General features: G+C 73.1%; 22 protein-coding genes and 1 pseudogene. 14 read left to right on the top strand and 9 right to left on the bottom strand.

All coding sequences use genetic code 11. The features are described from left to right. Positions 1-16: 16 nt before the first annotated feature. Complete coding sequence (locus tag OO62_RS28010; RefSeq protein WP_033270409.1) at positions 17-976, bottom strand: dihydrodipicolinate synthase family protein; 960 nt, start codon at positions 974-976, stop codon at positions 17-19. Between the two features lie 265 nt (positions 977-1241). On the opposite strand from OO62_RS28010, the gene OO62_RS28005 reads away from it, so the two are divergent. The 6 genes and pseudogenes from OO62_RS28005 to npdG all read left to right on the top strand — a co-directional run bounded on the left by OO62_RS28005 (position 1242) and on the right by npdG (position 6440). Continuing rightward, a complete protein-coding gene (locus OO62_RS28005; RefSeq protein WP_033270408.1) occupies positions 1242-1925 on the top strand; it encodes a FadR/GntR family transcriptional regulator in 684 nt (227 codons plus the stop codon). Positions 1926-2197: 272 nt separating this feature from the next. Continuing rightward, positions 2198-2422: pseudogene (locus OO62_RS38355) on the top strand (sialidase family protein); the annotation flags it as partial. Next, positions 2419-3753: an ABC transporter substrate-binding protein gene (locus tag OO62_RS27995; RefSeq protein WP_033270406.1), complete on the top strand. Its 1335-nt coding sequence runs from the start codon at positions 2419-2421 to the stop codon at positions 3751-3753. The pseudogene OO62_RS38355 and the gene OO62_RS27995, both read left to right, overlap by 4 nt. Then, positions 3750-4730 (top strand): carbohydrate ABC transporter permease, encoded by a 981-nt coding sequence (locus OO62_RS27990; protein WP_033270405.1) that lies wholly within the window; start codon positions 3750-3752, stop codon positions 4728-4730. The genes OO62_RS27995 and OO62_RS27990 overlap by 4 nt, the downstream gene beginning before the upstream one ends. Next, on the top strand, positions 4727-5629 hold the full coding sequence (locus OO62_RS27985; RefSeq protein WP_051733670.1) for a carbohydrate ABC transporter permease: 903 nt from the start codon (positions 4727-4729) through the stop codon (positions 5627-5629). Before OO62_RS27990 ends, OO62_RS27985 begins: the two co-directional genes overlap by 4 nt. Before the next feature lie 79 nt (positions 5630-5708). Further along, positions 5709-6440 carry an NADPH-dependent F420 reductase gene (npdG, locus tag OO62_RS27980; protein ID WP_033270404.1) on the top strand — a complete coding sequence of 244 codons (732 nt, stop codon included), beginning with the start codon at positions 5709-5711 and terminating at the stop codon, positions 6438-6440. Positions 6441-6501: 61 nt separating this feature from the next. Here npdG and OO62_RS27975 read toward each other — a convergent pair whose 3' ends face one another. Then, positions 6502-6903, bottom strand: coding sequence for a hypothetical protein (locus OO62_RS27975; RefSeq protein WP_033270403.1), 402 nt, complete (start codon positions 6901-6903; stop codon positions 6502-6504). A 189-nt stretch (positions 6904-7092) separates the two neighbouring features. Here OO62_RS27975 and OO62_RS27970 point away from each other — a divergent pair, with 189 nt between their 5' ends. Further along, positions 7093-7284 (top strand): hypothetical protein, encoded by a 192-nt coding sequence (locus tag OO62_RS27970; RefSeq protein ID WP_033270402.1) that lies wholly within the window; start codon positions 7093-7095, stop codon positions 7282-7284. A gap of 76 nt (positions 7285-7360) precedes the next feature. Here OO62_RS27970 and OO62_RS27965 read toward each other — a convergent pair whose 3' ends face one another. Further along, positions 7361-8158: a site-2 protease family protein gene (locus OO62_RS27965; protein WP_033270401.1), complete on the bottom strand. Its 798-nt coding sequence runs from the start codon at positions 8156-8158 to the stop codon at positions 7361-7363. 170 nt (positions 8159-8328) lie between these two features. Here OO62_RS27965 and OO62_RS27960 point away from each other — a divergent pair, with 170 nt between their 5' ends. Further along, entirely contained in the window at positions 8329-11682 is a 3354-nt protein-coding gene (locus tag OO62_RS27960; RefSeq protein WP_033270400.1) for an AfsR/SARP family transcriptional regulator, read from the top strand. A gap of 51 nt (positions 11683-11733) precedes the next feature. Here the strand turns inward: OO62_RS27960 and OO62_RS27955 are convergent, their stop codons facing one another. The 3 genes from OO62_RS27955 to panB form a co-directional block, all read right to left on the bottom strand. After that, positions 11734-12564, bottom strand: coding sequence for an ABC transporter permease (locus OO62_RS27955; protein ID WP_033270399.1), 831 nt, complete (start codon positions 12562-12564; stop codon positions 11734-11736). Then, positions 12561-13598, bottom strand: coding sequence for an ATP-binding cassette domain-containing protein (locus tag OO62_RS27950; protein ID WP_033270398.1), 1038 nt, complete (start codon positions 13596-13598; stop codon positions 12561-12563). The genes OO62_RS27955 and OO62_RS27950 overlap by 4 nt, the downstream gene beginning before the upstream one ends. 427 nt (positions 13599-14025) lie before the next feature. Then, entirely contained in the window at positions 14026-14886 is an 861-nt protein-coding gene (panB, locus tag OO62_RS27945; RefSeq protein WP_033270397.1) for a 3-methyl-2-oxobutanoate hydroxymethyltransferase, read from the bottom strand. Between the two features lie 227 nt (positions 14887-15113). On the opposite strand from panB, the gene OO62_RS27940 reads away from it, so the two are divergent. From OO62_RS27940 to OO62_RS27925, 4 genes are all read left to right on the top strand, one after another. Then, positions 15114-16733, top strand: a complete 1620-nt coding sequence (locus OO62_RS27940; RefSeq protein WP_033270396.1) for an MFS transporter — start codon at positions 15114-15116, stop codon at positions 16731-16733. Beyond that, positions 16730-17392 (top strand): TetR/AcrR family transcriptional regulator, encoded by a 663-nt coding sequence (locus OO62_RS27935; protein WP_033270395.1) that lies wholly within the window; start codon positions 16730-16732, stop codon positions 17390-17392. Before OO62_RS27940 ends, OO62_RS27935 begins: the two co-directional genes overlap by 4 nt. 275 nt (positions 17393-17667) lie before the next feature. Further along, positions 17668-18672 (top strand): endonuclease/exonuclease/phosphatase family protein, encoded by a 1005-nt coding sequence (locus tag OO62_RS27930; RefSeq protein WP_063739063.1) that lies wholly within the window; start codon positions 17668-17670, stop codon positions 18670-18672. Between the two features lie 149 nt (positions 18673-18821). After that, on the top strand, positions 18822-20042 hold the full coding sequence (locus OO62_RS27925; RefSeq protein WP_033270393.1) for an MFS transporter: 1221 nt from the start codon (positions 18822-18824) through the stop codon (positions 20040-20042). A gap of 60 nt (positions 20043-20102) precedes the next feature. Here OO62_RS27925 and OO62_RS27920 read toward each other — a convergent pair whose 3' ends face one another. The 3 genes from OO62_RS27920 to OO62_RS27910 all read right to left on the bottom strand — a co-directional run bounded on the left by OO62_RS27920 (position 20103) and on the right by OO62_RS27910 (position 24039). After that, entirely contained in the window at positions 20103-21857 is a 1755-nt protein-coding gene (locus tag OO62_RS27920; protein WP_033270392.1) for an NAD+ synthase, read from the bottom strand. Positions 21858-22008: 151 nt separating this feature from the next. Continuing rightward, positions 22009-23763: a multicopper oxidase family protein gene (locus OO62_RS27915; RefSeq protein WP_033270391.1), complete on the bottom strand. Its 1755-nt coding sequence runs from the start codon at positions 23761-23763 to the stop codon at positions 22009-22011. Between the two features lie 87 nt (positions 23764-23850). After that, on the bottom strand, positions 23851-24039 hold the full coding sequence (locus OO62_RS27910) for a hypothetical protein (protein ID WP_033270390.1): 189 nt from the start codon (positions 24037-24039) through the stop codon (positions 23851-23853). A 196-nt stretch (positions 24040-24235) separates the two neighbouring features. On the opposite strand from OO62_RS27910, the gene OO62_RS27905 reads away from it, so the two are divergent. Both OO62_RS27905 and OO62_RS27900 read left to right on the top strand, forming a co-directional pair. Then, positions 24236-24991 (top strand): DUF998 domain-containing protein, encoded by a 756-nt coding sequence (locus OO62_RS27905; RefSeq protein ID WP_398742058.1) that lies wholly within the window; start codon positions 24236-24238, stop codon positions 24989-24991. Continuing rightward, complete coding sequence (locus tag OO62_RS27900) at positions 24988-25914, top strand: alpha/beta fold hydrolase (protein ID WP_078617387.1); 927 nt, start codon at positions 24988-24990, stop codon at positions 25912-25914. Before OO62_RS27905 ends, OO62_RS27900 begins: the two co-directional genes overlap by 4 nt. The last annotated feature ends 118 nt before the right edge of the window (positions 25915-26032 follow it).

The following is a 26032-nucleotide window of genomic DNA, read 5'->3' as shown; positions in this document are numbered from 1 at the left end:
CTTGCCCCGGCGGCCTTCAGCGGACCGGCGGCAGGCCGGCGGCGGTGAGCCGACGTCCTACCTCCTGGACCGACTCCTCGCTCAGCGGGCGCTGGGGGAAGGCCGTGGTGCCCCGGGCGAGCACGCCGAGCAGGTGCAGGGCGGCTTTGAAGGAGCCCAGGGCGGAGGAGCTGCGGCCCATCTCGGCCTCCGGACCGGCGTCGGTGATCGCGAAGAGCGCGACCAGCCGCTCCTGCTCGGCGGCCGCGCGCTCCCAGTCGCCGGCCAGTGCGGCGTCGTAGAGGCGTACGTAGCCCGCCGGGTCGACGTTGCCGAGGCCCGGGACGACGCCGTCGGCGCCCGCCAACAGGGCGGCGTCCACGGTCAGTTCGGAGCCGGTGAGGACCGAGAAGCCGGGCGCCCGGCCGGTGCGGCGGCCGGCGCGGCCGCCGAGCCGTACGAGCAGCCGGCGCAGCGCGCCCTCGTCGCCGCTGCTGTCCTTGAGCCCGGCAAGCGTGCCGTCCGCGGCCAGTTCGGCCACCAGGGACGGCGGGAGCTTGGTGTGGACGGCCATCGGGATGTCGTAGGCGAAGAGCGGGAGGTCGACGGTGGACCGCAGCCGGCGGAAGTGGTCGGCGATCTCCCGGGGGTGGGTGCGGGTGTAGAAGGGCGCGGTGGCGACCAGGGCGTCGGCGCCGAGGCCGGCGGCGGTGCGGGCGTGGTCGAGGACGCGCGGGGTGGTGGTGTCGATGGCGCCGGCGAGCACCGGGACCCGGCCGCCGGCGGCCTTGACGACGGTTTCCAGGGCGGTGGCGCGCTGGTCGTCGGTGAGGTAGGCGACCTCGCTGGTGGAGCCGAGCGCGAACAGGCCGTGCACCCCGCCGTCGAGGAGGTGGCCGACCAGGCGGGTCAGCGACTCGGTGTCGACCTCGCCCTGCGGACCGAGCGGGGTGCAGACCGGGGGGATCACGCCGTGAAGGGGGGCGGGCAGTGCCATGACGGGCTCCGGGGTCTCCGATGTCGGACGTGGGCGTCGTGGGTGGCGATGTCGTCAGACATGGGACATGGGATGTCCTATGTCAGAGCACAATAGCCCTGTTCACAGGCGGTCGGTCAAGGATGTGCGTACCGGGCGATGCGGGTCCCTGCTCCTTCAGGGCTTGGGTGGGGGTCCCCCCTCTCCTCAAGAACTCGGGGGAGTCGCGGCCGGCGTCGCGGCCGGGCTGACGGTGCGGCACACGCGGTGCGGAGAGGGAGATTCGATGGCGCGAGGGACGATGTCCGAGGACGTGCAGGCGCAGATCAAGCAGTTGATCCTGCAGGGCGGGCTGGTGCCGGGCGACCCGCTGCCCACCGAGGCCGAGCTGGTCGGCCTGCTCGACGTCAGCCGCAACTCGGTGCGCGAGGCGCTCAAGGCGCTGCAGGCCATGCGCATCGTCGAGATCCGGCACGGCTTCGGCACCTACGTCGGCCCGCTCACCCTGGAGCCGTTCGTCGAGGGTGTCGCCTTCCGCGCGGCGGTCCGCCACCACCAGGGCGAGCCGAGCCTGTACGAGCTGATGGAGGTCCGCGAGGCGCTGGAGGCGGGCCTGATCGGCGCGGTCGCCCGCGAGCTGCCCGCCGAGGACCTCACCGTCCTCAAGGGCCTGGTGCAGCGGATGGCGGAGGAGGCGCGCGGCGGCATGGTGCAGAGCGCCACCGACCGGGCCTTCCACCTCGCGCTCTACCGCTCCCTGGGCAACCACCTCCTGAGCGAGGTGCTGGACGCGTTCTGGGCGGCGCTGCGCCGGGTGCGCGAGGACCTCTCCGACGGCCGCCCCGACCCCGAGGTGACCTACCGTCAGCACAAGGAGATCGTGGACGCGCTGGAGGCGGGCGACGGCGACCGCGCCGTGGAGGCGATACACCGGCACTTCGACGGCATCCGGCGCCGGCTGGCGGAATAGCGGCACCGCCCCGTTGATCCCGTTCACCGGGATGCCATCCCGTGTCGGCGGTGTCGTTGCCGGCGCGGAAATGCGCCATGTGTGCTGTCTTGACGGTCAGTTGGGCGCTCCCTATGGTCACCGCACAGGACAAGGGACGTCCTACGTCCCTGCCCATTGGGGGTGACCCGTGGCGTACGAGAGCTCGGTGCCGCGACGACGACGGCGCGTCCTGGCGCCCGCTCCGCGAGATCACCGACCAGGCCGAACTGCCGCAGTGGCGCTGGCACGCGACCGGACCCGGCCACCCGGCCGCCCGCGCCCTGCTCACCCTCCGCGCCGGCCGCGACGGCGGCCTGACCTGGCCCACCGCGCACGCAGTCAGCGGGCTCCCGGGCGCCTGCTCCGACCTCGTACGCCTCGACCCCGAGACCGTCGGACTGCTCCCCGAGACCGGTGACTTCAGCGCGTACTCGACGATCACCTTCCGCCGCATCCCCGTGGAGGAACCGCGATGACCAGCAATCCGATGCACCGCAGAACGGTCCTGGGCGGGGCGGCCGCGCTCGCCGCCGGCTTCGCGCTCGCCGGCTGCGGCGACAGCGGCGACGGTGACGGCCGGGCGCCCCGGGAACGCAAGAAGGGCCAGAAGATCAACCTGACCTTCTGGTCCTGGGTGCCGGGCATCGACAAGCCCGTCGACCTGTGGAACCGCAAGAACCCGGAGGTGCAGGTCAAGGTCGAGAAGGTGTCGGCGGTCAACGGCGAGCAGTACGCGAAGATGCACGCCGCCGTGAAGGCCGGCAACCCGCCCGACCTCGGCCAGATCGAGTTCCCGGTCATCCCCAGCTTCCTGCTCGACAACGGGCTGCTCGACCTCGCCCCGCTCGGCGCCGCCCGCCACAAGGACAAGTTCTTCGGCTGGCAGTGGCAGCAGTCCGTCTTCGGCAAGGGCATCTACGCCGTTCCGCAGGCGTCCGGGCCGATGGGCCTGTTCGTCCGACAGGACCTCTTCGACGAGTGGGGGGTGCGGACCCCCACCACGTGGGACGAGTACGAGGCCGCCGCCAAGGCCGTCCGCAGGAAGGGCGCCTGGATCGAGACCTTCGCGCCCACCAACGGCAACCGGTTCTCCGGCCTCGCCTGGCAGGCCGGCGCCAAGTGGTACGCCAACCACGGCGACACCTGGATCGTGCACATCGACGACGAACCCACCCGCAGGGTCGCCGACTACTGGGAATCCCTCGTCAAGCAGAAGCTCGTCAAGACCATCCCCGACCGCCAGAACGCCTGGTACAAGGACCTCCAGACCGGCGCCATCGCCGCCTGGGTGGGCGCCAGTTGGGGCGACGCACTGCTGGTCGGCAACGCGCCGGGCACCAAGGGCAGATGGCGGGCCGCGCCGCTGCCGCAGTGGCAGGCCGGCGGCAAGGACTTCGCCAACTGGGGCGGCTCGACCACCGCCGTCTTCGCCAAGGCGAGCTACCCCAAGGACGCCCTGGACTTCGCGGTCTGGCTCAACACCGACCCCGAGTCGATCGCCCTGCTCATCGACGGCGGCTACGGCTTCCCCAGCGCGAAGAAGGGCTACTCCACCGCCGACCTCGACGTCGACAAGGCGTTCTTCGGCGGCCAGGCGTACAGCAAGATCTTCGCGGACGCCGGGGCCCACGTCGACACCAGCTGGCAGTGGGGCCCCGGCGTCGACACCCTCTACCAGCGGCTCGGCGACGCCTTCACCGACGCGCTCGCCGACGGCAGCTCCTTCCGCTCCGCCCTCACCAAGGTGCAGGGCCAGACCCTCGCCGACCTCAAGGGCAAGGGCCTGAAGGTGGAGAGCGGCGGGTGAGCCGGGACACCCTGAGCCGCGCCGCGCCGGTCGCCCCCGGGCGGCCGGCCCCGCGCCGCCGCCCCCGCCGCGCGACCCGCACCGAGGCCCGCAACGCCCGGGCCGCGGCCTGTTTCGTCCTGCCCTTCCTCGCCGTCTTCTGTCTCTGCTTCCTCGCCCCGATCGTCTACGCCCTCCACCAGAGCCTGTACACCACCGAGCGCACCGGCCCGCTCGGCCTCGGCGGCCGGGAACACGAGGCGTTCGCGGGCCTCGCCAACTACGCGCAGGCGCTCTCCGACGGGCGGTTCCTGGCCGGCTTCGGGCGGGTGCTGCTCTTCGGCGCCGTGCAGATCCCGCTGATGCTCGTCCTCGCCACCGCCCTCGCCCTGCTCCTGGAGAGTGCCGGTGCCCGCGCCGTCACCTTCTTCCGCAGCGCCTTCTTCCTGCCGTACGGCGTGCCCGGGGTGATCGCCTCGATCCTCTGGGGCTTCCTCTACGTACCCGGCATCAGCCCGCTGGTGAAGATCGCCGGCGCGCTCGGCTGGGACGTGGACTTCCTCTCCCGCGGCAGCGTGCTGTGGGCCATCGCCAACATCGTCGTCTGGCAGTTCACCGGCTACAACATGCTGGTGCTGATAGCCCAGCTCAAGGCCGTACCCGGCGAGCTGTACGAGGCGGCGCGGATCGACGGCGCCAACGCCTGGCAGGTCGCCCGGCACATCAAGCTCCCGCTGATCCGCCCGGCGCTCGTGCTGACCACCGTCTTCAGCATCATCGGCACCCTCCAGCTGTTCGCCGAGCCGATGGTGCTGCGGCCGCTCGCCTCCTCCATCGACTCCGGCTTCACCCCCAACCTGCACGCCTACAGCGAGGCGTTCGTCGGCAACAACCAGCATGTGGCGGCGGCCGAGGCGGTGCTGCTCGCCCTGGTGGCGTGCGGGCTGTCCTTCGGCTTCCTGCGGCTGGTCGGCGGGCGCGCGAAGGACCGCGGATGACCCGGCTCCCCGCCCGCGCCCGGACGCCCCGGCGCCCGGCCCGCGCGCGGACCACCCAGCCCCCCGTGCGCTACCGGATCATCACCGCGTCGCTGCTGACCGTCGCCGCGCTCTACTTCCTGACCCCCGTCTACTGGCTGATCGTCTCCACCACCAAGAACAGCGCCGACCTCTTCGGCACCTTCGGCTTCTGGTTCTCCGCCCATCCGCACCCCCTCGACCACCTCGCCGACGTCCTCACCTACGACCACGGGATCTACCTCCGCTGGTTCGCCAACTCCCTGCTGTACGCCGGGATCGGCGCGGTCTGCGCCACCCTGCTGTCCGCGGCGGCCGGCTACGCGCTGGCCAAATTCCCCTTCCGCGGCCGGGAGGCGGTCTTCAACGTCGTGCTCGCCGGGGTGCTGATCCCCGGGACCGCGCTCGCCCTCCCGCTCTACTTCCTCTTCAGCTCGATGGGCCTCGCCGACACGTACTGGGCGGTCCTCATCCCCAGTACGGTCAGCCCCTTCGGCGTCTACCTCTGCCGGATCTACGCGGCCGCCGCGGTGCCCGACTCGCTGCTGGAGGCGGCCCGGATCGACGGCGCGGGCGAGGCCCGGATCTTCGGCGGGCTCGGCCTGCGGCTGATGACGCCCGCGCTGGTCACCGTCTTCCTGTTCCAGTTCGTCCACATCTGGAACAACTACTTCCTGCCGCTGGTGATGCTCTCGGACTCCGACCTCTACCCGATCCAGCTGGGCCTGACGTCGTGGACCGGTTACGCGGACCGCCAGCCGGTGCTCTACCAGTACACGGTGGGCGGCGCGTTCCTGTCCGTGCTGCCGCTGATGGTGCTGATGACCGTGCTCCAGCGCTACTGGCGTACGGGGCTGACGGAGGGCAGCGTCAAGGCGTGATCCCGGCGGGCCGGCGACCGGCGGCACCACTCGCTCACCGGCCCGCGCCCGGCCGCACCCGCGTGACAGGATCGCTGGCATGACTACTCCTGACGATGCCCACTCCCCGAACGCCGCGACCCGCGCCAAGGCCGCCCTCCGGCGCGACCCGTGGGACCTCCCGGACGTGTCCGGTCTCGTGGTCGGTGTCCTCGGCGGCACCGGTGACCAGGGCCGCGGCCTGGCCTACCGGCTCGCCAAGGCCGGCCAGAAGGTGATCATCGGCTCCCGCGCCGCCGAGCGCGCACAGAACGCCGCCTCGGAGCTCGGCCTCGGCATCGAGGGCGCCGAGAACGCCGAGTGCGCCCGCCGCAGCGATGTGGTGATCGTGGCCGTGCCCTGGGAAGGACACGCCAAGACGCTCCAGGCGCTGCGCGAGCCGCTGGCCGGCAAGCTCGTCATCGACTGCGTCAACCCGCTCGGCTTCGACAAGAAGGGCGCCTACGCGCTCAAGCCGGAGGAGGGCAGCGCCGCCGAGCAGGCCGCCGCCCTGCTGCCCGACTCCCGGGTCGCCGCCGCCTTCCACCACCTGTCCGCGGTACTGCTCCAGGACCCCGCGATCGAGCAGATCGACACCGATGTGATGGTGCTCGGCGAGTCCCGCGCCGACACCGACCTGGTGCAGGCGCTGGCCGCCCGCATCCCCGGCATGCGCGGCGTCTTCGCCGGCCGGCTGCGCAACGCCCACCAGGTCGAGTCGCTGGTCGCCAACCTGATCTCGGTCAACCGGCGGTACAAGGCCCACGCCGGGCTGCGGGTCACGGACGTCTGAGTCCCGCGTTCCGCCCGTCGGGCCGGCACCCCTTCCGGGTCCCGGCCCGACGGGCGGGGCCTCAGCGGGGGAAGGTGACGGTGGCGTTGCCCCGGATCGGCTCACCGTCGTTGAGCTTGGTGAACTCGAAGTAGTACGCGCCCGCCACGGGCGCGTCGAAGTACGCCCGCCGGTGCGGGACGCACCGCACGGTGTGCCCCTCCATTTTCGTGTCGGGGCCCACCTTCTTCCGGATGAGCAGCGCATGGAACTCCCGCTGCGACCAGCACCGGGTGAACCGGATGTGCAGCTTGCCGGCCCTCTGCGCCCAGGTGGTCGAGTACATCCTGTACGTGAAGGAGAAGGAGACCTTCTTCTCGGCCGCGGCCGCCGGCGTCGCCTGCGCGAGGGCGAGGGACGCGGCGCACAGCCCGGCGGCGGCGACCCGGCCGAGCCGCGGCCGGAGCAGGAGAGGGCGGACCATGGTGTTCTCCCGGTGACGAGGGGACGGTCGGGCGACGGCGAGGACGCATGCCGTCCCCCTGCCAACGGCTCCGCAGGGTTCCCGGACACGCGCCGCTCGCCCCCCGGCCGGGTGGGGGCGGGCCCTGGTCCGTCGGGTCATGGGGGACACTGGGGAGGACCGCACCACTCTCCGACAGGAGCCGATCCCATGCCCCGACTCGCCCTCATGGCCCTCGCCGTCTGCGCTCTCGCCGTCGCCGCAGCCGTCGTCTCCTTCGTGGAGGGCAGCTTCGTCGGGATCGTCTGGGTCCTGCTGGCCGGTATCTCCAGCAACATGGCGTGGTTCTACGTCCGCAAGGCGAAGCTGGAGCGGGCCCAGCAGGCCGAGGTGACCGGCTGAGCCGGCGCCGGCCCTGGGCCGCGTCTTTCGGAGCATGCCGGGCCCGCTGATCCGGCCTGATCCGGCCGGACCCCGCCTAGTAGACCTGCGGCACCTGCGGCGCGCCCTGCCAGAAGCGGAAGAACTCCTGGCCGAAGTAGGTGTCGAAGCGGGACACGCCCAGGCCGCGCAGGATGACGTCCACCAGGTCGAAGAAGACCTGGTTGACCTCGGGCACCCACAGCAGTCCGAAGACCGCGAGCAGTCCGAACGGCGCGAACGGCTCCACCTGCCGGCGCAGCCCCGGTGACAGCCAGGGCTCGATCACGCCGTAGCCGTCGAGCCCGGGCACCGGGACGAAGTTCAGCAGGGCGGCCGTGACCTGGAGCAGCGCCAGGAACGCCAGCGCGAAGCGGAACGTCGTCGGGACGCCCTCCAGCCCGTGCAGCCAGAACGGGGCGGTGCACACCGCGGCGAAGACGATGTTGGTCAGCGGCCCGGCCGCCGAGATCAGACTGTGCCGCCAGCGCCCCTTGATCCGGGCGCGCTCGATGAACACCGCGCCGCCCGGCAGCCCGATGCCGCCCAGGATCACGAAGATCACCGGTAGCACGATGCTCAGCAGCGCATGGGTGTACTTGAGCGGGTTCAGCGTGAGGTAGCCCTTGGCCTCGACGGAGATGTCACCGCTGTGCAGCGCGGTGCGGGCGTGGGCGTACTCGTGCAGGCACAGCGAGACCACCCAGCCGGACACCACGAACAGGAACACCGCGAAGCCGGTGTTCGAGGCGAGGGTGCCGCTCCACACGGCCCACCCCGACACCGCCAGGACGGCGACGAGCGCGAGGAAGACCGGACTGACGCGGCGGTCGGCGCGCCGGATTGCTGTGGTCATGGTGGGCGGGCTCCCGAAGGTCAGCGGATCTCGTGAGGGGCAGCAACGACCGTAACCGCGCGGGGGCGCCCGGCGCACCGGTCTTCCGGTACCCGCCCCGCCGGCCCGGCACGTGTCCCGAAATCGAAACAGGTGGCGAAGGACCTCCCACCTTGAACGACAATGGGCCGGTGCGTTACGGAATTCTCGGCACCACCCAGGCCGGCCGGGCCGACGGCACCCCCGTCGCCGTCGGCGGAGCACGCCTGCGCGCGCTGCTGGCCGCCTTGGCGCTGCGCCCCGGCCGCGCGCTGACCCCGGAGGTGCTGATCACCGATGTCTGGGGCATGGACCCGCCGGCCGACGCGGCCGGTGCGCTCCAGGCGCTCGTCGGCCGGCTGCGGCGGGTGCTGGGCCGGGACGCCATCGTCTCGGTCGACGGCGGCTACCGGCTGAGCGCCGAGCCCGACGCCGTCGATCTGCACCGCTTCGAGCGGCTCGCGGCGGACGGCGTGCGGGCGCTCGCCGAGGCGGATCCGGCCCGCGCCGCCGCCGTGCTCGACGACGCGCTGGGGCTCTGGCGCGGTCCGGCGCTCGCCGACCTGCCCGAGCCCGGCGTGGAGGCGGCCCGCGCCGAGAGCCGCCGCCTGGACGTCCAGCGCACCCGGCTCGCCGCCGACCTGGCGCTCGGCCGCCCCGACCGGGCGCTGCCGATGCTCCTCGCGCTGTGCCGCGACCACCCGCTCGACGAGCCGCTCCAGGCGCTGCGCCTGCGGGCGTTGCGCGCGGCGGGACGCGGTGCGGAGGCGCTGGCGGCCTACGAGGAGATACGCACCGGCCTCGCCGACCGCCTCGGCACCGACCCGGGCCCGGAGCTGCGGGCCCTGCACGGCGAACTGCTGCGGCCGCAGCCGGCCGTGGCGCCGGCCCCGGCCCCGGCCGCCCCCGCGCCGGCCCCCGCCCCCGTGCCGGCCCCCGCCCCCGTGCCGCCCGGTAACCTCCGTGCCCGGCTCACCTCGTTCGTCGGCCGGGAGGCCGACCTCGCGGCCATCCGGTCCGATCTGGCCGAGCACCGGCTGGTGACGCTGCTGGGGCCGGGCGGCGCCGGCAAGACCCGGCTGTCGCAGGAGGGCGCCGAGACCGCCGCGGCCGCGCGGCCGGACGCCTGGCCGCACGGCGTCTGGCTGGCGGAGCTGGCGCCGGTGGACGATCCGCAGACCGTGCCCGAGGCGGTGCTGACCGCGCTGGGCGCCCGCGAGACCGTCGTCCGCGGCACCACCGCCGACGGACTGCGGGCCGCCACCGACCCGACCGCGCTGGACCCGCTGGGCCGGCTCGCCGAACACTGCGCGGGCCGCCGGATGCTGCTGGTCCTCGACAACTGCGAGCATGTGATCGACGCCGCCGCCCAGCTCGCCGAGCGGCTGCTGGCCGACTGCCCGGGCGTCACCGTGCTCGCCACCAGCCGGGAGCCGCTGGCCGTACCGGGCGAGGTGCTGCGGCCCGTCGAACCGCTGCCGGACCCGGTCGCGCTGCGACTGCTCGCCGACCGCGGGGCCGCCGCCCGCCGCGGCTTCCGCGTCGCGGACGACCTGGCGGCCTGCTCCGAGATCTGCCGCCGGCTGGACGGCCTGCCGCTGGCCATCGAACTCGCCGCCGCCCGGCTGCGGTTGCTCACCCCACGCCAGTTGGCGGACCGGCTCGACGACCGCTTCCGTCTCCTGACCAACGGCAGCCGCACCCTGCTGCCCCGGCAGCAGACCCTGCGGGCGGTGGTGGACTGGTCCTGGGACCTGACCGACGAGCCCGAGCGGGCGGTGCTGCGCCGGCTGTCGGTCTTCGCCGGCGGCTGCGACCTGGCCGCCGCGGAAGAGGTGTGCGCGGGCGACGGCGTCGAGGGGTACGAGGTGGCCGGCCTGCTCGGCTCGCTGATCGACAAGTCGCTGGTGGTGGCGGCGCCGGCCGGTTCGGGCAGCGATGCCGGCGGGCAGATGCGCTACCGGCTGCTGGAGACCGTGGGGGAGTACGCCGCCGAGCGGCTGGACGAGGCCGGAGAGCGGGCCGCCGCCGAGCACCGCCACCTCGTCGCCTACCGCGAACTGGCCCGTACCCGCGACCCGTTGCTGCGCGGCCCCGGTCAGCGCGCGGCCATGGAGCAGCTGGAGCTGGAGCACGACAACCTGCGCACCGCGCTGCGCCGCGCGGTCGCCGCCGGGGACGAGCACGAGGCGCTGTGCCTGGTGCTGTCCCTGTACTGGTTCTGGTGGCTGCGCGACCACCGCAGCGACGCCCGCCACTGGTCCGCCGCGGTCGCGGCGCTCAGCCCCAACCCGTTCCTGCCGCCGGTCGAGCCGGCCCCCGAGCTCTACGAGCGGCCCATCGACGCCCCGCCGCCGATGCCCCCCGAGCAGCTGCTGGAAGCCCGCCGCGAGATCCGGCTGGTGGCGCTCTCCAGCATGGACAGCGACATCCAGGCGCTGAGCAAGCCGGAGATGCAGGAGGAGCTGGCCGGCATCCTCGCCGCGTACCGCATCGGGATGCCGCAGACCTGCAAGGTGCCCGGGGTGATGTGGCACTACGCGGTGCTGCTCACGGGCCACTTCGAGGAGCTGGCGGCGCTGATCGACAGCGCGGTGCTCGCCTGCCGCGACTTCGGCTACGTATGGGAGCTGGCCTACGTCCTGCAATTGCGCTCCAAGATCTTCAACGACCGTCCCGGCGTGCTGTCCCAGGCCGCCCGCGACTCCGACGAGGCCCTGCGGATATTCCTGCGGGTGGGCGACGCCTGGGGCGCGGCCGAGGCGCTGGCCGGACGCGCCGAGACCCACGAGAAGCGCGGGGCCTACGAGCCGGCGGCGGCCGACTACCGGGCGGCGATGGAGCACGCCGAGAGTCTGGGGGCCCACGGCCAGACGCTGCTGCTGCGCTGCCGGCTGGGCGCGGTGCTGATCGAGGACGGCCAGGGGGACGTCGGCGAGCAGATGCTGCGCGAGGTGCTGGCCGAGGCCGCGAAGGGCAACAGCGGCCGGGACACCGAGCCGTTCGCCCGGATGACCCTCGCCATGCGACTGACGATGACGGGCCGCTACGACGAGGCCCGCACCGAACTGAACGCCGTGCGGGAGGTGTTCACCCCGCGCGCCCCGGACCTGTTCGTCGGGCTGCTGGAAGCCGCGATGATCTCGCTGGACCTGGACGAGGGGCACCGCGACGAGGGGCTGCTGACGCGCATCCGGTCAGCCCTGGAGATGCTTCAGGACCGGCTGACCCATATGGTCGCCCCGGACCTGCCGGTGGTCCAGCTCCTCACCGGCGCCCGGGTGTTGATGGCCGTACGCGGTGCGCCGGCCGGCCCGGACGCGGCGCGCCTGGTGGGCGCGTACGACGCCCTGCGGGGCACGACACACGTACCGGCGATGATCGTGCGCGACGACCGGGACCGTACGGAGGCGGAGGCCCGGGCGCTGCTGGGCGATGCCGCGTTCGAGACGGCGTACGCCGAAGGCGGTGACCTCTCTCTCGAAGAGGCCACCGCCCTCATCTGACGCGAGCCGGGCGAAGGCCGTCCCGCAGGGAAGCCCCCTGCGGGACGCGCGTCAGGTCTTGCTGCGGAACTTGGCGACCGCGAGCGGCATGGTGACGGCCGTGATGGCGACCGCCCAGCCGAGAGTGACCAGCACCGGATGCGCCACCGCGCCCTGGCCGTTGATCAGCGCACGGGCCGCGTCCGCCAGGTTGGACAGCGGGTTGACCTTGGTGAAGCCCTCCAGCCAGCCGGGCATCGACGTCGGCGGCGCGAAGATCGACGAGCCGAACTGCAGCGGCATCAGCACCAGCATCGCCATGCCCTGCACCGCCTGCGGGGTCTTCACGGCGAGTCCCAGCAGGATGAAGATCCACATCAGCGCCGCACCGAAAACGGTGGCCAGCACGATCGCGCCGAGGAACTCCAGGACGCTGCCACGGATCTCCAGACCGAGCAGGAAGCCCATGCCGAGCAGGATCGTGGTGGCGATCAGCATCCGGACGATCTCGACGACGATCTTCGCTATCAGGACCGAGGACCGGGCGATGGGCATCGTCCGGAAGCGGTCCATCACGCCCTTGCGGAAGTCCTCGTTGACGCCCGTGCCCACCGCCATGGCGATGTTCATGCCCATCATCGCCATCATGCCGGGCACCAGGTACTGCACGTACTCCTGCTGGTTGCCCCTGCCGGCGATCGCGCCGCCGAAGACGTACACGAACAACAGGATGAAGATGACCGGCATCAGCAGGACGTCGAACATCGACTCCGGGTCCTGCTTGATCTGCAGGGCGTTGCGCCGGGCCAGCGCGCCGATGTGCCGCAGGTTGTTGCGCAGCCCGATCCGGCCCTCGTCCGCACCGGACCTGGTCACCGGCGCCGTCATCGTCGCGGCACTCATGCCGTCACCTCCGCGTACTGCTGGTCGGCGGCGTCGCCGGCCGGGCCGCCGTCCGCCGCGTCGGACGTCTTCTGGCCCGTGATGGCCAGGAACACCTCGTCCAGGCTGGGCAGATGGGTGGAGATCCCGGCGAGCGCGAAGCCCCGCGCGCCGAGCACCCCGACCACCGCGGTCAATTGCTCGTCGCTGATGATCGGGACATTGACCACACCTCCGTCGTGGTCAGCCGTCGCGCCCGCGATGCCGTCCAGACCGGCCTGCGCGATGGCGCCGACCATCCGGTCCAGCTCACCCGCGTCCGCCGGCCGGATCTGCAGGGTGCGCCCGCCGACCTTGGCCTTCAACTCGTCGACCCGGCCCTCGGCGATCACCCGGCCGCGGTCGATCACGGTCAGTTCGTTCGCCAGCTGCTCGGCCTCTTCCATGTACTGGGTCGTCAGCAGTACGGTCGCGCCCTCGCGCACCATCCGCTGGACCTCCTCCCACACCTCGTTGCGGGTGCGGGGGTCGAGGCCGGTGGTCGGCTCGTCCAGATAGAGGACGGCCGGGCGGCCGATCATCGAGGCGGCCAGGTCCAGCCGCCGGCGCATACCGCCCGAGTACTTGGCCGCGGGCCGCTTGGCGGCCTCGGTCAGCGAGAACCGCTCCAGCATCTCGTCCGCGCGGCCGCGGGCGTCCTTGCGGGACAGATCGAGCAGCCGCCCGATCATGTAGAGGTTCTCCCAGCCGGAGAGCTTTTCGTCGACCGAGGCGTACTGCCCGGTCAGGCCGATCGTGCGGCGCAGCGCGCGGGGCTGGCGCACCACGTCGTAGCCCGCCACCACGGCGTGGCCGGCGTCCGGCACCAGGAGGGTGGACAAGCAGCGTACGAGCGTCGTCTTGCCGGCCCCGTTGGGACCGAGCACGCCGAGCACGGTGCCTTCCTTCACGTCCAGGTCCACCCCGTCGACGGCCTTGACCTCGCCGAAGTGCTTGACCAGACCGCGCACCTCCACGGCGTTGCCGCCCTTGGTGGTTATCGTCTGTCGCGTCATGCCCCTTACGGTGCCAGGGGCCACCGACAGGCCGCCGACATCTTTCCGACATCCCACGTTGTTGTCCGTCCCGCCGTGTGCCTTCTCGCCGTTGCGCCTGCGGCGGGCCGGGTTGTTGTCGGGTGCGGTGCCGGCCCTCCAGACTTCGTCCTCCGGTCCAGCCCCTCCCGTGAGTGGACAGACAAAGGCCGGTGGGGGCGAGCGTCCGTAAGACTCCCGCCCCCACCGGCCTTTTTCCTACCCACTACGGGAGGGGCCGCGCCGCAGGACGAAGTCCGGAGGAGCGGCACCGCACCCGACCACTCACGCCCGCCGCAGGCGCCACGGCGAGCAACGAGCACGGCGCCGCAGACGACAACGTGCGGGGGCGCCGCAAAGCGCAACGGCGAGCAACCACCACGGCGGGACAGACAACAACGTGGTCGGCTCAGTGGAACGTATGCGCCGCGGCAGGGAACGTGCCCCCCACGACCTCCTCGGCGAATGCCTTCGCCGCGTCGCCGAGCAGGTCTCGCAGTTGCAGGTACTGCTTGACGAACTTCGGGACATGGCCGGCCGTCATTCCGGCCATGTCGGTCCACACCAGTACCTGCGCGTCGCACTCCAGGCCCGCGCCGATGCCGACGGTCGGGATGTGCAGCGAACGGGTGACCTCGGCGGCCAGCTCGGCCGGTACGGCCTCCAGGACGACCGCGAACGCGCCGGCGTCCTGCACCGCCTTGGCGTCCCGCAGCAGTTGCTGGGCGGCTTCCTCGCCGCGGCCCTGCACGGGGTAGCCGCCGAAGGCGTTGACCGACTGCGGGGTGAGGCCGACGTGCGCCATCACCGGGATGCCGGAGGAGACCAGGAGTTCCACCTGGTCGGCGGAGCGCTCACCGCCCTCCAGCTTGACGGCGCCGACCCCGGCCTCCTTCATCAGCCGGGTGGCGTTGCGCAGTGCCTGCACCGGCCCTTCCTGGTACGAGCCGAACGGCAGGTCGCCGACGACGAGGCTGCGCTTGGTGCCCCGTACGACCGCGGCGGACAGCAGGGTGATCTCGTCCATGGTGACCGGCACCGTGGAGTCGTAGCCGAGGTGACAGTTGCCCATCGAGTCGCCGACGAGCAGAACGGGGATGCCGGCCTCGTCGAAGACGGAGGCGGTCATCGCGTCGTATGCGGTGAGCATGGGCCACTTCTCGCCGCGTTCCTTGGCGGCGGCGATGTCGCGCACGGTGATCCGGCGCGAGCTCGTTCCCCCGTAGAGCGACTTGGGGACCGGCTTCTGGGCAGGCGAAGGCTGCGTCATGGTGACGGCTCCTGTTCGTCATCTCGAGGCACCCTGACGGTGTCCCCGGACTCCCCACCATGCTGGCACGGCCCGCGCGCAAAGGAAAAGGGGAGCGACGCGGGGCCGGCTGTGACGCCCGTCCCGGTTTGCGGCGCGGCCCGCCCCGAATTGTCCCGGTCCGCGGTTGCTCCATTCGTGAGTTTCGATACGGAACGGATCCGTATCGAAAGCCGTAAGGTGCCGTTATGGCCACCTCTTCCACCCCGCCCGGCGGGCCGCCCGTCCGTCAGGTCCCCGACCGCATCCACCGCCGCCGCTGGGCGATCCTGTACACGCTCATGCTCAGCCTGCTGATCGTGGTGCTGGACAACTCCATCCTGAACGTCGCCATGAAGACGATCGCCACGCCACGCCCCACCGGTCTCGGTGCCACCCAGAGTGAGCTGGAGTGGGCGATCAACGCCTACACGCTGGTCTTCGCCGGGCTGCTGTTCACCTCCGGCCTGCTCGGGGACCGCCTGGGCCGCAAGAAGGTGCTGCTGTTCGGTCTGGCGGTCTTCGGCGCCGGCTCGGTGCTCGCCGCGTTCGCCGGCTCGCCCACTCAGCTGATCGCCTTCCGTGCCGTGATGGGCCTGGGCGGCGCCTTCGTCATGCCGGCCACCCTCGCCGTCCTGATGAACGTCTTCGAGCGCGACGAGCAGCCCCGGGCGATCGGCATCTGGGCCGGCGGCGTGGGCCTGGCCATCGCGATCGGCCCGATCGCCGGCGGTCTGCTGCTCGACCGCTTCTGGTGGGGCTCGGTCTTCCTGGTCAACGTCCCCATCGTGCTGATCGCGCTGACCGCGATGCTGATCCTGGTGCCCGACTCCCGGGACCCCGCCCCCGGCCGGATGGACCCGGCCGGGGTGCTGCTGTCCGTCGTCGGCCTGGTCCTGCTGGTCTACGGGATCATCAAGGGCGGCCAGCTCGCCGACTTCACCGACCCGCAGGTGGTCGGCACGGTCGCCGGCGGCCTGGTGGTGCTCGGGGTGTTCGTGGTGCACCAGAAGCGCAGCGACCATCCGTCGATCGACATCGGCTACTTCCGCAAACCCGCCTTCTCCGCCGCCGTCGCCGCCATCGCGCTGGTCTTCTTCTCGCTGATGGGCGTCACGTTCTTCATCGTCTTCTACGTGCAGAGCGTGCGCGGCTACAGCCCGCTGCAGGCGGGCCTGCTGATCCTGCCGCTGGCCGCGGCACAGTTGATCTTCGCGCCGCGGGCCCGGCTGGCCGTGGACCGCTTCGGCGCCCGCGCGGTGTGCACCTTCAGCATGTTCGTGGTGGCCGACACCATGGTGGGACTGCTGCTGCTGGACACCGACACCCCGCTCTGGGTCATGGAGGCGCTGTTCTTCCTCCAGGGGGCCGGGATGGCGCACATCATGCCGCCGGTCACCGTCGCGATCATGCAGTCGCTGCCACGGGAGAAGGCCGGCTCCGGCTCGGCGCTCAACAACGTCTTCCGGCAGGTCGGCGGCACCCTCGGGGTCGCGGTCCTCGGCTCGCTGCTCTCCACCAGCTACCGCGACCGGATCCAGGGCCGGCTCGACGCGCTGCCCGGCCTGCCGGCCGCGGCCCGGCACGCGGCCGGCGAGTCCATCGAGGCGACCCTCGGTCTCGCGGCCGGGATGGGCCCGGCCGGCCGCCCGCTGGCCGCCGCGGCCGACCGGGCGTTCCTGCACGCCATGCACGTCACCGCCCTCGGTTCGGCCGCGGTCTCGATCGTCGGTGCCCTCGTCGTGCTGGCGTTCCTGCCGGGCAAAATGGAACCGGCGCCGCAGCCGGCGGAGCCGCGGGACGAGCGGAAGGCGGGCGCAGCGAGATGAGCCGGGCGGCGGAGGACCCCGAGGTGGCGGCGGCCGGGACGCGGCCGGGCCCGGCGGCCCCGGGGCGCCGCGGCCGGCCGCGCAGCGCCGCGGCCGACTCCGCCATCATCGAGGCCGTGCTGCGCCTCATCGAGGACGGCGTCTCCATAGGCGACCTGTCCATGGAGCGGATCGCACGCGAGGCCGGCGTCGGCAAGGCCACCGTCTACCGCCGCTGGCCCGGCAAGAGCGCCCTGATGCTCGACGTGATGCGGTCCCTCGACGCCCAGGGCCCCCGGCTGGACGGCGCCTCGGTACGCGACGACCTGGTCTCCCTGCTGGAGTTCCTGCGCCGCCGGGGCCTGGCCAGGCGCAGCTCCGCGCTGCTGCGCACGGTCGTCGCCCACGTCCAGACCCAGCCCGAGCTGTGGGCCGAGTACCACGACACGGTGGTGCGGGGCCGCCACGAGGCGCTGCTCGACGTGCTGCGGCGCGGGATGGCCAACGGTGAGATCCGCACCGACCGCGACCCGGAGACCCTCGCCGACCTCTTCGTCGGTCCGCTGCTGGCCCGCGCGCTCCTCCACGAGTGGAAGGAGCTGCCCGAGGGGTTCGCCGCGGATGTCGTCGACATGGTCCTGGAGGGCGTACGGCCCGGTCCGCGGGCCGCCGCGGGCTGAATCCGGCGCCCGCTCCCCGGAGTTGGGGCCCGGCCGGCCCGAGGTGCGGCCGCCCCGTTCCACCCGCTCATATGACCGGACCATGCCCGTTCTGTCACAGCCGCCGTCACGATCCCCCGGGCCGGAACCCCGACCCCGCGCCGTGCCGTCCTCCCCTGCGACAAGGCGCAGCACGAATCTAAGAAAGCGCATTACGGCCATCGCCTAGGGTCGTGGATCACAGGCGAGGCGCACCGGAGCAAGGCAGTGAGGACAGCTACATGGCGCAGGCATACATGACGGAGCCGGGACAGGGACAGGGGCCCGGACGGGCCGGTTCCCGGGCCGAACGCCTGCGGAACTGGTGGCGCCCGGAAGGCATGTGGCGGCGCGGCCTGGTGCTCGCGGTGCTCGCGGTGCTGCTCGGGCTGGTGATGATCCTGCACGCCCGGATCCCCAATGCGGTCGGGAACCTGGGCAGTCTGGTGGAGACCTTCCTGCCGTGGCTGGGGCTGGGCATCCCGCTGCTGCTGCTCTGCGCGGTCCTGCGCCGCTCCACGACCGCGCTGATCGCGCTGGTCCTGCCGGCCTTCGCCTGGATCAACCTCTTCGGCGGGCAGCTCACCGACAAGGCCGGCGCCGCCGGCAACCTCACCGTCGTCAGCCACAACGTCAACGCCGACAACCCCGACCCGGCGGCCACCGCCCGGGACATCGTGGCGTCCGGCGCCGACGTCGTGGCCCTGGAGGAGCTGACCGGCCAGGCGCTGCCCAGCTACCGCAAGGGACTGGCCGAGGCGTACCCGTACCACACGGTCGAGGGCACCGTCGGGCTGTGGAGCAAGCGCCCGCTGACCGACACCAAGCCGGTGGACATCAAGATGGGCTGGACCCGCGCGCTGCGCGCCACCGTCACCGCCGCCGACGGCCGGCAGTTCGCCGTCTACGTGGCGCACCTGCCGTCGGTACGGGTCAAGGTCGAGGCCGGCTTCACCGCCAATCAGCGCGACGGCAGCGCCGAGGCGCTGGGGGAGGCGATCGCCGCCGACCCGGTGAAGAAGGTCATGCTGCTCGGCGACCTCAACGGCACCATGAACGACCGCTCGCTCGCCCCGGTCACCTCGCAGATGCGCTCCGCACAGGGCGCGGCCGGTGACGGCTTCGGCTTCAGCTGGCCGGCGGCGTTCCCGATGGCCCGGATCGACCAGATCATGATGAAGGGGATGGACCCGGTCAAGGCGTGGGTGATGCCGTCGACCGGCAGCGACCACCTGCCGGTCGCCGCGTCCGTGAAGATCTGACCTGCGCCGACGGGCGGGGGACCGGGAACGACGCGGGCTCGTAACGTCCCGTTCCCCCGTCGGAATACTGGGCCTGCGACACTTTGTTCCGTAAGAGAACTTAACCCGAAGTCCTTGTACGGAACGTCCCCCGAAAGGTCCAGGTCTTCATGCCCTTGGCTCTGCTCGCACTCGCGATCTCGGCCTTCGGTATCGGCACCACGGAATTCGTGATGATGGGCCTGTTGCCCAACGTTGCGGACGACCTGGGCACCTCGGTGCCCACCGCCGGCTACCTCGTCTCCGCCTACGCCCTCGGTGTCGTCATCGGCGCCCCGCTCCTGACCGCGCTCGGCTCCCGCATCCCGCGCAGGCGGATGCTGGTCGCGCTGATGGCGGTCTTCACGGCAGGCAACCTCGCCTCCGCCCTGGCCCCCGACTTCGGGCTGCTGATCGTCGGCCGGCTGCTGGCCGGCCTCCCGCACGGCGCGTTCTTCGGCGTCGGCGCGGTGGTCGCCGCCCGGCTGGTACGCGAGGGGCGGCAGGCCCGCGCGGTCGCCACGATGTTCCTCGGCCTGACCATCGCCAACATCGTCGGCGTCCCCGCCGCGACCTCACTGGGCCAGCAGTTCGGCTGGCGCGCCACCTTCCTGATCGTCGCCGTCATCGGCCTGGTCGCGATGGCCGCCCTGGCCAAGCTGATCCCGCAGCTCCCGGCCGAGGAGCGCACCGGCCTGGGGCGCGAGCTGCGCGCCCTGGCCGACCGGCAGGTGCTGCTCGGCCTGCTCACCACCGTCTTCGGCTTCGCCGGCATCTTCGCCGTCTACAGCTACCTGGCGTCGATGATGACCCAGGTCACCGGCTTCGCCGAAGGGTCGGTCCCGCTGGTCCTCGCCCTCTTCGGGATCGGCATGACCCTCGGCGCGCTGGCCGCCGGCCCGCTCACCGACCGGGCGCTGCGCCCCACCCTCTACGGGTCCCTGGCCGCCCTCGCCCTGGTCCTGACCGCGTTCCACTTCACCGCCCAGGTGAAGTGGGCGGCCCTGGTCACCGTCGTCCTCATCGGCGCGGTCGGCTTCCTGACCACGACCCCGCTGCAGATGCTGGTCATGAACAAGGCCCACCAGGCGCCCACCCTGGCCGCGGCCTCCAACCAGTCCGCGTTCAACCTCGCCAACGCCGGCGGCGCCTGGGTCGGCGGCCTGGCCCTGGCGGCCAACTGGGGCTGGACCTCGCCGACGCTGGTGGGCGCGGTACTGGCGGCGCTCGGCCTGGCCGTCGCGGTGGTGGCGGGCCTGCTGGACCGAGGCACCCACGACCCGTCGCGCATCGTGGCCCGCAGCGAGGACGCGGGCGTCACCACGGCCGTGGGCGGCGGGCGCCCGGGCTGACCGGTCCGCCGCGCCCGCCCGCCGGGCGGCGGGCCGGCCCCCGCCCGCGTCCCGGCCCCGTCAGCTTCCCTCGCGCCAGTGGTTGGTGATCGGCAGCCGGCGGTCCTTGCCGAAGCCCTTGGCGGAGATCTTGGGCCCCGGCGGGTACTGCCGGCGCTTGTACTCTGCGTGGTCGACCATCCGCAGGACCCGGGTGACCAGGGCCTCGTCGAAGCCCTGGGCGATGATCTCCTCGCGGCCGCGGTCCTGGTCGACGTAGCAGGCCAGGATCCGGTCCAGGACGTCGTAGTCGGGGAGCGAGTCGGTGTCGACCTGGCCGGGGCGCAGCTCGGCGCTCGGCGGCTTGGTGAGGGTGTTCTCCGGGATCGGCGGGGTCCGGCCGCGGTCGGCGGCGGCCTCGTTGCGCCAGCGGGCGAGCTGGTAGACGACCGACTTGTAGACGTCCTTGATGGGGCCGTAGCCGCCCACCGAGTCGCCGTAGAGGGTCGAATAGCCGCAGGCCAGCTCGGACTTGTTGCCGGGGGCCAGGACCAGGTGGCCCTCCTGGTTGGAGATCGCCATCAGGGTGGTGCCGCGCAGCCGGGACTGGAGGTTCTCCTCGGCGAGGCCGGTCAGCGACAGCGCCTCCATGTACGCGTCGAACATGGGGCCGATCGGGACCGTCCGGAAGGACAGCCCCGTGCGGCGGGCGAGTTCGGCGGCGTCCGTGAGCGAGTGGTCGGAGGAGTAGCGCGAGGGCATCGCCACGGCGTGGACGTGGGCGGCGCCCAGGGCGTCACAGGCGAGGGCGGCGACCAGCGCCGAGTCGATCCCGCCGGAGAGGCCGAGGACCACGCTGGTGAAGCCGTTCTTGGCGACGTACGCGCGCAGGCCGACCACCAGCGCGGTGTAGATCTCCTCCAGGTCGCCGAGGCGTTCGGCCTGGCCGCCGACGGTTTCCGGCGGGTACGCCGGCAGCGGGTCGGCGGAGAGCGTGACGTGGTCGACGCGCAGGCCGTCGTCCAGGACGCCGGCCGGCGGTTCGGGCGCGGCGGCGGGCAGGTCGAGGTCGACCAGCACGCAGCCCTCGGCGAACTGCGGCGCCCGCGCGATCACCCCGCCGTCCTTGTCGACCACGATCGAGTCACCGTCGAAGACCAGCTCGTCCTGGCCGCCGATCATCGCCAGGTAGGCGGTGGCGCAGCCGGCCTCCCGGGCCCGCCTGCGGACCAGCTCCAGGCGGGTGTCGTCCTTGTCCCGCTCGTACGGCGAGGCGTTGACGGACACCAGCAGCCCGGCCCCGGCCGTCCGCGTCGCGGGCACCCGGCCGCCGTCCTGCCACAGGTCCTCGCAGATGGCGAGCGCGATGTCGATGCCGTGCAGCCGTACGACGGGCAGCGTGTCGCCGGGGACGAAGTAGCGGAACTCGTCGAAGACCCCGTAGTTGGGAAGGTGGTGTTTGGCGAAGGACAGCACGACGTCGCCGCGGTGCAGGACGGCGGCGGCGTTCTGCGGGGCGCCGGCCGGGCGCCCGTAGCGGGGCCGGTCCTGCGCGGCGCGGTCGAGGTAGCCGACGATCACCGGGAGGTCGCCCAGCCCCTCGGCGGCCAGCCGCCCGGCCAGCCGGCGCAGCGCGACGCGGCTGGCCTCGACGAACGACCCGCGCAGCGCGAGGTCCTCGACGGGATAGCCGGTCAGCGCCATCTCGGGGAACGCGACGAGGTGTGCGCCCTGGTCGGCGGCGTGCCGGGTCCAGTGCACGATCGTCTCGGCGTTCTGGACGAGATCGCCGACGCAGGAGTCGATCTGATTGAGGGCGAGACGAAGTTGAGGCACCCCGCCAGTCTAATCGTCTTACTGACGCAATGGGGGGTCGACGGCGCCTCGGCGGTGTGGCGCACCGAGGACGGGCCGGTGGCGGCGCGGCGGGAAGGACGGGCGGCCCGCCCCTGCCGTGCGGGCCGCCCGTGGTCCGCGGCCGCCCGCCTCACCGCGACGAGCGGTAGCCCAGGATCGTCATCATCCCCGACTCCGAGTGGTACACGTTGTGGCAGTGGACCATCCACAGCCCGGGGTTGTCGGCGTCGAAGTCGACCGGCACCCGGCGGCCGGGCAGCAGGATCGTGGTGTCCTTGAGGGGGCCGCCGTCCGGCAGCGCGAAGGTGTGCCCGTGCAGGTGCATCGGGTGCCACATCCGGGAGTGGTTGCGGAAGACGATCCGCACCCGCTCGCCCTGCCGCACCGGATACCGCTGCGACGGCGTGTACGGCCGCCCGTTGATCGACCAGTTGTACTTCGCCATGCTGCCGGTGAGCGTCATGTCGATGGTGCGGTCGGGGCTGCGCCGCGAGGCCCGCACCGACTCGGCGGCCTTGAGCTGATACGCCGTCATCGGCCTGCTGTCGAGCTGCTCGGGGCGGGTGGACGCGCCGGGCTTGGCACCCGTTCCGGTCCGCAGCACGGCGAGCGCGGTGCGCCGGTGCTTGCCCTCGGCGAGCGCGGTGAACGGGAAGACCCCGTCCTTGGCGGTGACCAGGACGTCGTAGCGCTCCGCCATGCCGATCAGCAGCGCATCGGTCCTGGCGTGCTGGACGGGGTAGCCGTCGGTGTGCGTCACGGTCATCCGGTGGCCGCCGAGCGCGACGCGGTAGGCGGTGTCACCGCTGGCGTTGATGATCCGGATCCGGATGCGGTCGCCGGGCCGGGCGTGGAAGGTCTCCGGGTCCTCGGCCAGCCGGCCGTTGATGAGGTGGAACGGGTGGTCCACATCGCCCGGATCGCCGCCGAGCAGCCGGCTCCGCCCGCCCCTGAGCAGCCGTGACGGCCCGTGGGCGCCCGAGGCGGCGAAGTGCGCGCTCCTGCCGTGCGCGCGGTGCCGGTGGTGCGATCTGCCGCTCTCGCTCGCGTGCATGCCGCCCATGTGGCCCATGCCGCCGTGCGGATGGCCCTTGGTCAGCTCGGCCAGCACCGCGTCCGGGGTGCTGCCGTGGATCCCGTCGAGCCAGTCGTCGAGCAGGACCACCCACTCCTTGTCGTAGGAGAGCGGCTCCTTCGGGTCCTCGACGATCAGCGGGGCGTACAGCGCGCGGTCCAGCTGCACGCCGACGTGCGGATGGATCCAGTGGGTGCCCGGCTCCGCGGCCACGAAGCGGTAGTCGAAGGAGGAGCCGGGCCGGACGGCCCGTTGGGTGACGCCGGGGACGCCGTCCATGTCGTTGCGGACGTGCAGCCCGTGCCAGTGCACGCTGGTGGACTGCGGCAGGTGGTTGTTGAGGGTCAGCTGGATCCGGTCGCCGGCGGTGACCCGGATCTCCTTGCCGGGCAGTTCGCCGTCGTACGCCCAGGTCTTGACGGTCCGTCCGCCCAGGTCGATCCGGGCCTCGGCGGCGGTCAGCGTGAAGCGGCGCACCGGGCCGGTCAGGCCGCGCTTCCGCTCGACCTCGGCGACCTCCGGGCCGTCGGGGGAGACGTAGCCCGACGGGGGGTCCTCGTCGGATCGGTGGTGGGCGGGTACGTGGCTGTGGCGGTGGTCGTGGGCGGCGTGGTGACCCTCGGCCCCGTGGTGGCTGTGGGCGGCGTGCGGGCCGTGTGAGCCGTGCGTGGCGTGCGGGACGTGGGGGCTGTTGCCCACGTCCGTGCCGGCGGGCGAACCGCCGTCCCCGGTGGAGCAGGCGGCCAGCAGTCCGCTGCCGACGGCGGCGAAACCCGCGCCGAGCAGGGCGCGTCGGGAGTGCGTAGGCATGGAGCACCTCGTGGCGGTGTCGGTGGGGTGGGGTGGGGGAGGGGCGCTGCCGCGGACTCCGAGGGGTGTCGGCGGCGGGGCGCGGTCCTACACGCGCGGCACCGACAGTCGGGCGGGGAGTGGGGGGCGCGGCGACGCGGGTATGAGCCACCGGCCGCGCAGCGGGCGGCTGCGGGGGGCCGCGCGCGGGAGGTCCTCGGCGCCGGTGACGGCGACCGGCGCCGCGAACAGCGGCAGCCGGCGGCGGCACGCGGCGGCCTTGCCCTGTTCACGCATCGCGGACCTCTCGACGGAAACGACGATCCGGCGGACCGACCCGGGGGCGGCCGTCCTTGGCACCTTACCCCCGAGGGGTATGGCTCTCCATCCGTGGACCGCCGAACGGGGTGCCGCCCGCCTATCCTTGGCCTTCCCGCGCCCACGACGCATCCGGCACGACGGCCGGCCGGTCCACCCGAACACCTGGATGTCCGTGACCCGTACCCGTTCCGCCCCCGCCCGCAGCCGGGTGGCCGCCGCCCTGCTGCTGCTCGGCGCGGCCGCGTACACCGCATGGGTGCTGGAGCTGGTGCTCGTCACGGGGCTCGACCCCGTCCAGGCGTACGTCAGCGAGCTGGCCGCCGCCGACCAGCCGCTCGGCGGCCTCTTCCGCGCCACCGACCTCGCCGCCGGACTGCTGGTGCTGGCCGGTGCGACGGCCGCGCTGCTGACGACGGAGCGCCGGCCCTGGGCGACCGCGGGCTGGTGCGCGCTGGCCCTCTTCGGCGCCGCCACCGCCGTCGATTCCCGGCTGCCGCTCAGCTGCGCGCCGACCGGTGACCCGGCGTGCGCGGCCCGGGAGACCGCGGGCCTGGTGCCGGCCACCCACGCCGCGCACGCCGTCAGCAGTTCCTGCGCCATGGCCGGCGCGCTCGCCGCGCTCGCCCTGCTGACGTTCGCCGCCCGCCGCGACGACCGCTGGCCGGCGCTCGGCCGCCTCGGTCCGCCCCTGGTGCTCGCCGAACTCGCCGCCACCTTCTGGACGCTGGCCTCCGTCGCGGCCTTCACCGCCGGCCGCGGCACCTGGGCCCTGGGCGCCGGTCAGCGCCTCCAGGTCCTGCTGGTCGCCCTGTACGTCGCGCTGCTCGCGTGGTGCGTGGGACGGCCCGGAGCCGCCGCCCCGCCCGGCCCGCCGGCCGCCCGACCGTCCCCGCGTCCCGAGCGCACCGCAGGAGAAGGAGACCGATGAACCGACCTCGCCGCCGCCCCGAAGGCCCCCTCCCCTCCCCGCAGGCCCTGCCCGTCCCCGGCCGCTTCCTGCGCGTCGACGGCGTGCCGCTGCACGTCCTGACCGAGGGCAGCGGGCCGCTCTGCGTGCTCAGCGGCGGCCTCGGCATGGCCTGGTTCGACTGGGACGCGGTCGCCGCGCTGCTGGCCCCGTACCGCACCGTCGTCCGCTTCGACCGCCCCGGTCTCGGCCTGAGCGCCCCCACGCCGGGCCCGCCCACGCTGGCCGGCGAGGCCGACCGGATCGCCGGTCTCCTCGACGCGCTCGGCCATCCGGGCCCGGCCACCGTCGTCGGCCACTCGCTCGCCGGCTTCCACGCCGAGGCGTTCGCCCGGCTGCACCCCGGCCGCTGCGCCGGGCTCGTCCTGGTCGACGGCAGCATCGAGGAGGACCCGCGGCCCCGGCTGCCGCGCGCGGTGCGGACGGCCTGGGCGGGCGGCCTGGCCGACGCCCTGTCCGCGGCCGGCGTCCCGCGCGCCCTCGGCCCGGCGACCCGCCGCCTGATAGGCCGCGCCTCGACCGTCGGCAGCCATCCGCCGCACCCGTGGGAGCGCGTCGGCTACCGCACCAGCCGGGTCCTGCGCGCCTGTGCCCTGGAGAACGCGACCTACCCGTACCAGGCCGCCGAGCTCGCCGCGCTGCGCCCCGGCCACCCGATGCCGGACGTGCCGGTGACGGTCCTGGCCGCCTACGACGGCAGCGAGACGGCCCGCCAACTGCGCTGGCTGGAGCGCCAGCGGGCGCTCGCCGCGCAACTGGGCGGCCGCTTCGCCGTCGCCGCCCCGGCCGGCCACCTGGTGATGGCCGACGTACCCGCATCGGTGTCCCGCGCCGTCCTCAACCTCTCCGGCACGGACCAGGACGCGCCCGCCCCCCTGCCGTAGGGGCTGTCGTTTGGATCAGGCCGGGCTCGCGGGGTCTGGCACCGCACCTCGCCGCGTTGTCGTCGGTCGCCAGGGCTCCGCCCTGACTCCCTCCTCCGCCTTGCGATGCACGGCACCA

Source organism: Streptomyces lydicus, assembly GCF_000717345.1.
GTDB classification, from domain to species: Bacteria; Actinomycetota; Actinomycetes; order Streptomycetales; family Streptomycetaceae; genus Streptomyces; species Streptomyces lydicus.
This window is presented reverse-complemented; position numbering and strand designations above follow the sequence as displayed.

Coding starts and splice junctions, on each gene's coding strand:
- OO62_RS28010 (WP_033270409.1), bottom strand. CDS start 976: ATGGCACTGCCCGCCCCCCTTCACGGCGTGATCCCCCCGGTCTGCACC.
- OO62_RS28005 (WP_033270408.1), top strand. CDS start 1,242: ATGGCGCGAGGGACGATGTCCGAGGACGTGCAGGCGCAGATCAAGCAG.
- OO62_RS27995 (WP_033270406.1), top strand. CDS start 2,419: ATGACCAGCAATCCGATGCACCGCAGAACGGTCCTGGGCGGGGCGGCC.
- OO62_RS27985 (WP_051733670.1), top strand. CDS start 4,727: ATGACCCGGCTCCCCGCCCGCGCCCGGACGCCCCGGCGCCCGGCCCGC.
- npdG (WP_033270404.1), top strand. CDS start 5,709: ATGACTACTCCTGACGATGCCCACTCCCCGAACGCCGCGACCCGCGCC.
- OO62_RS27975 (WP_033270403.1), bottom strand. CDS start 6,903: ATGGTCCGCCCTCTCCTGCTCCGGCCGCGGCTCGGCCGGGTCGCCGCC.
- OO62_RS27970 (WP_033270402.1), top strand. CDS start 7,093: ATGCCCCGACTCGCCCTCATGGCCCTCGCCGTCTGCGCTCTCGCCGTC.
- OO62_RS27965 (WP_033270401.1), bottom strand. CDS start 8,158: ATGACCACAGCAATCCGGCGCGCCGACCGCCGCGTCAGTCCGGTCTTC.
- OO62_RS27955 (WP_033270399.1), bottom strand. CDS start 12,564: ATGAGTGCCGCGACGATGACGGCGCCGGTGACCAGGTCCGGTGCGGAC.
- OO62_RS27950 (WP_033270398.1), bottom strand. CDS start 13,598: ATGACGCGACAGACGATAACCACCAAGGGCGGCAACGCCGTGGAGGTG.
- panB (WP_033270397.1), bottom strand. CDS start 14,886: ATGACGCAGCCTTCGCCTGCCCAGAAGCCGGTCCCCAAGTCGCTCTAC.
- OO62_RS27940 (WP_033270396.1), top strand. CDS start 15,114: ATGGCCACCTCTTCCACCCCGCCCGGCGGGCCGCCCGTCCGTCAGGTC.
- OO62_RS27935 (WP_033270395.1), top strand. CDS start 16,730: ATGAGCCGGGCGGCGGAGGACCCCGAGGTGGCGGCGGCCGGGACGCGG.
- OO62_RS27930 (WP_063739063.1), top strand. CDS start 17,668: ATGACGGAGCCGGGACAGGGACAGGGGCCCGGACGGGCCGGTTCCCGG.
- OO62_RS27925 (WP_033270393.1), top strand. CDS start 18,822: ATGCCCTTGGCTCTGCTCGCACTCGCGATCTCGGCCTTCGGTATCGGC.
- OO62_RS27915 (WP_033270391.1), bottom strand. CDS start 23,763: ATGCCTACGCACTCCCGACGCGCCCTGCTCGGCGCGGGTTTCGCCGCC.
- OO62_RS27910 (WP_033270390.1), bottom strand. CDS start 24,039: ATGCGTGAACAGGGCAAGGCCGCCGCGTGCCGCCGCCGGCTGCCGCTG.
- OO62_RS27900 (WP_078617387.1), top strand. CDS start 24,988: ATGAACCGACCTCGCCGCCGCCCCGAAGGCCCCCTCCCCTCCCCGCAG.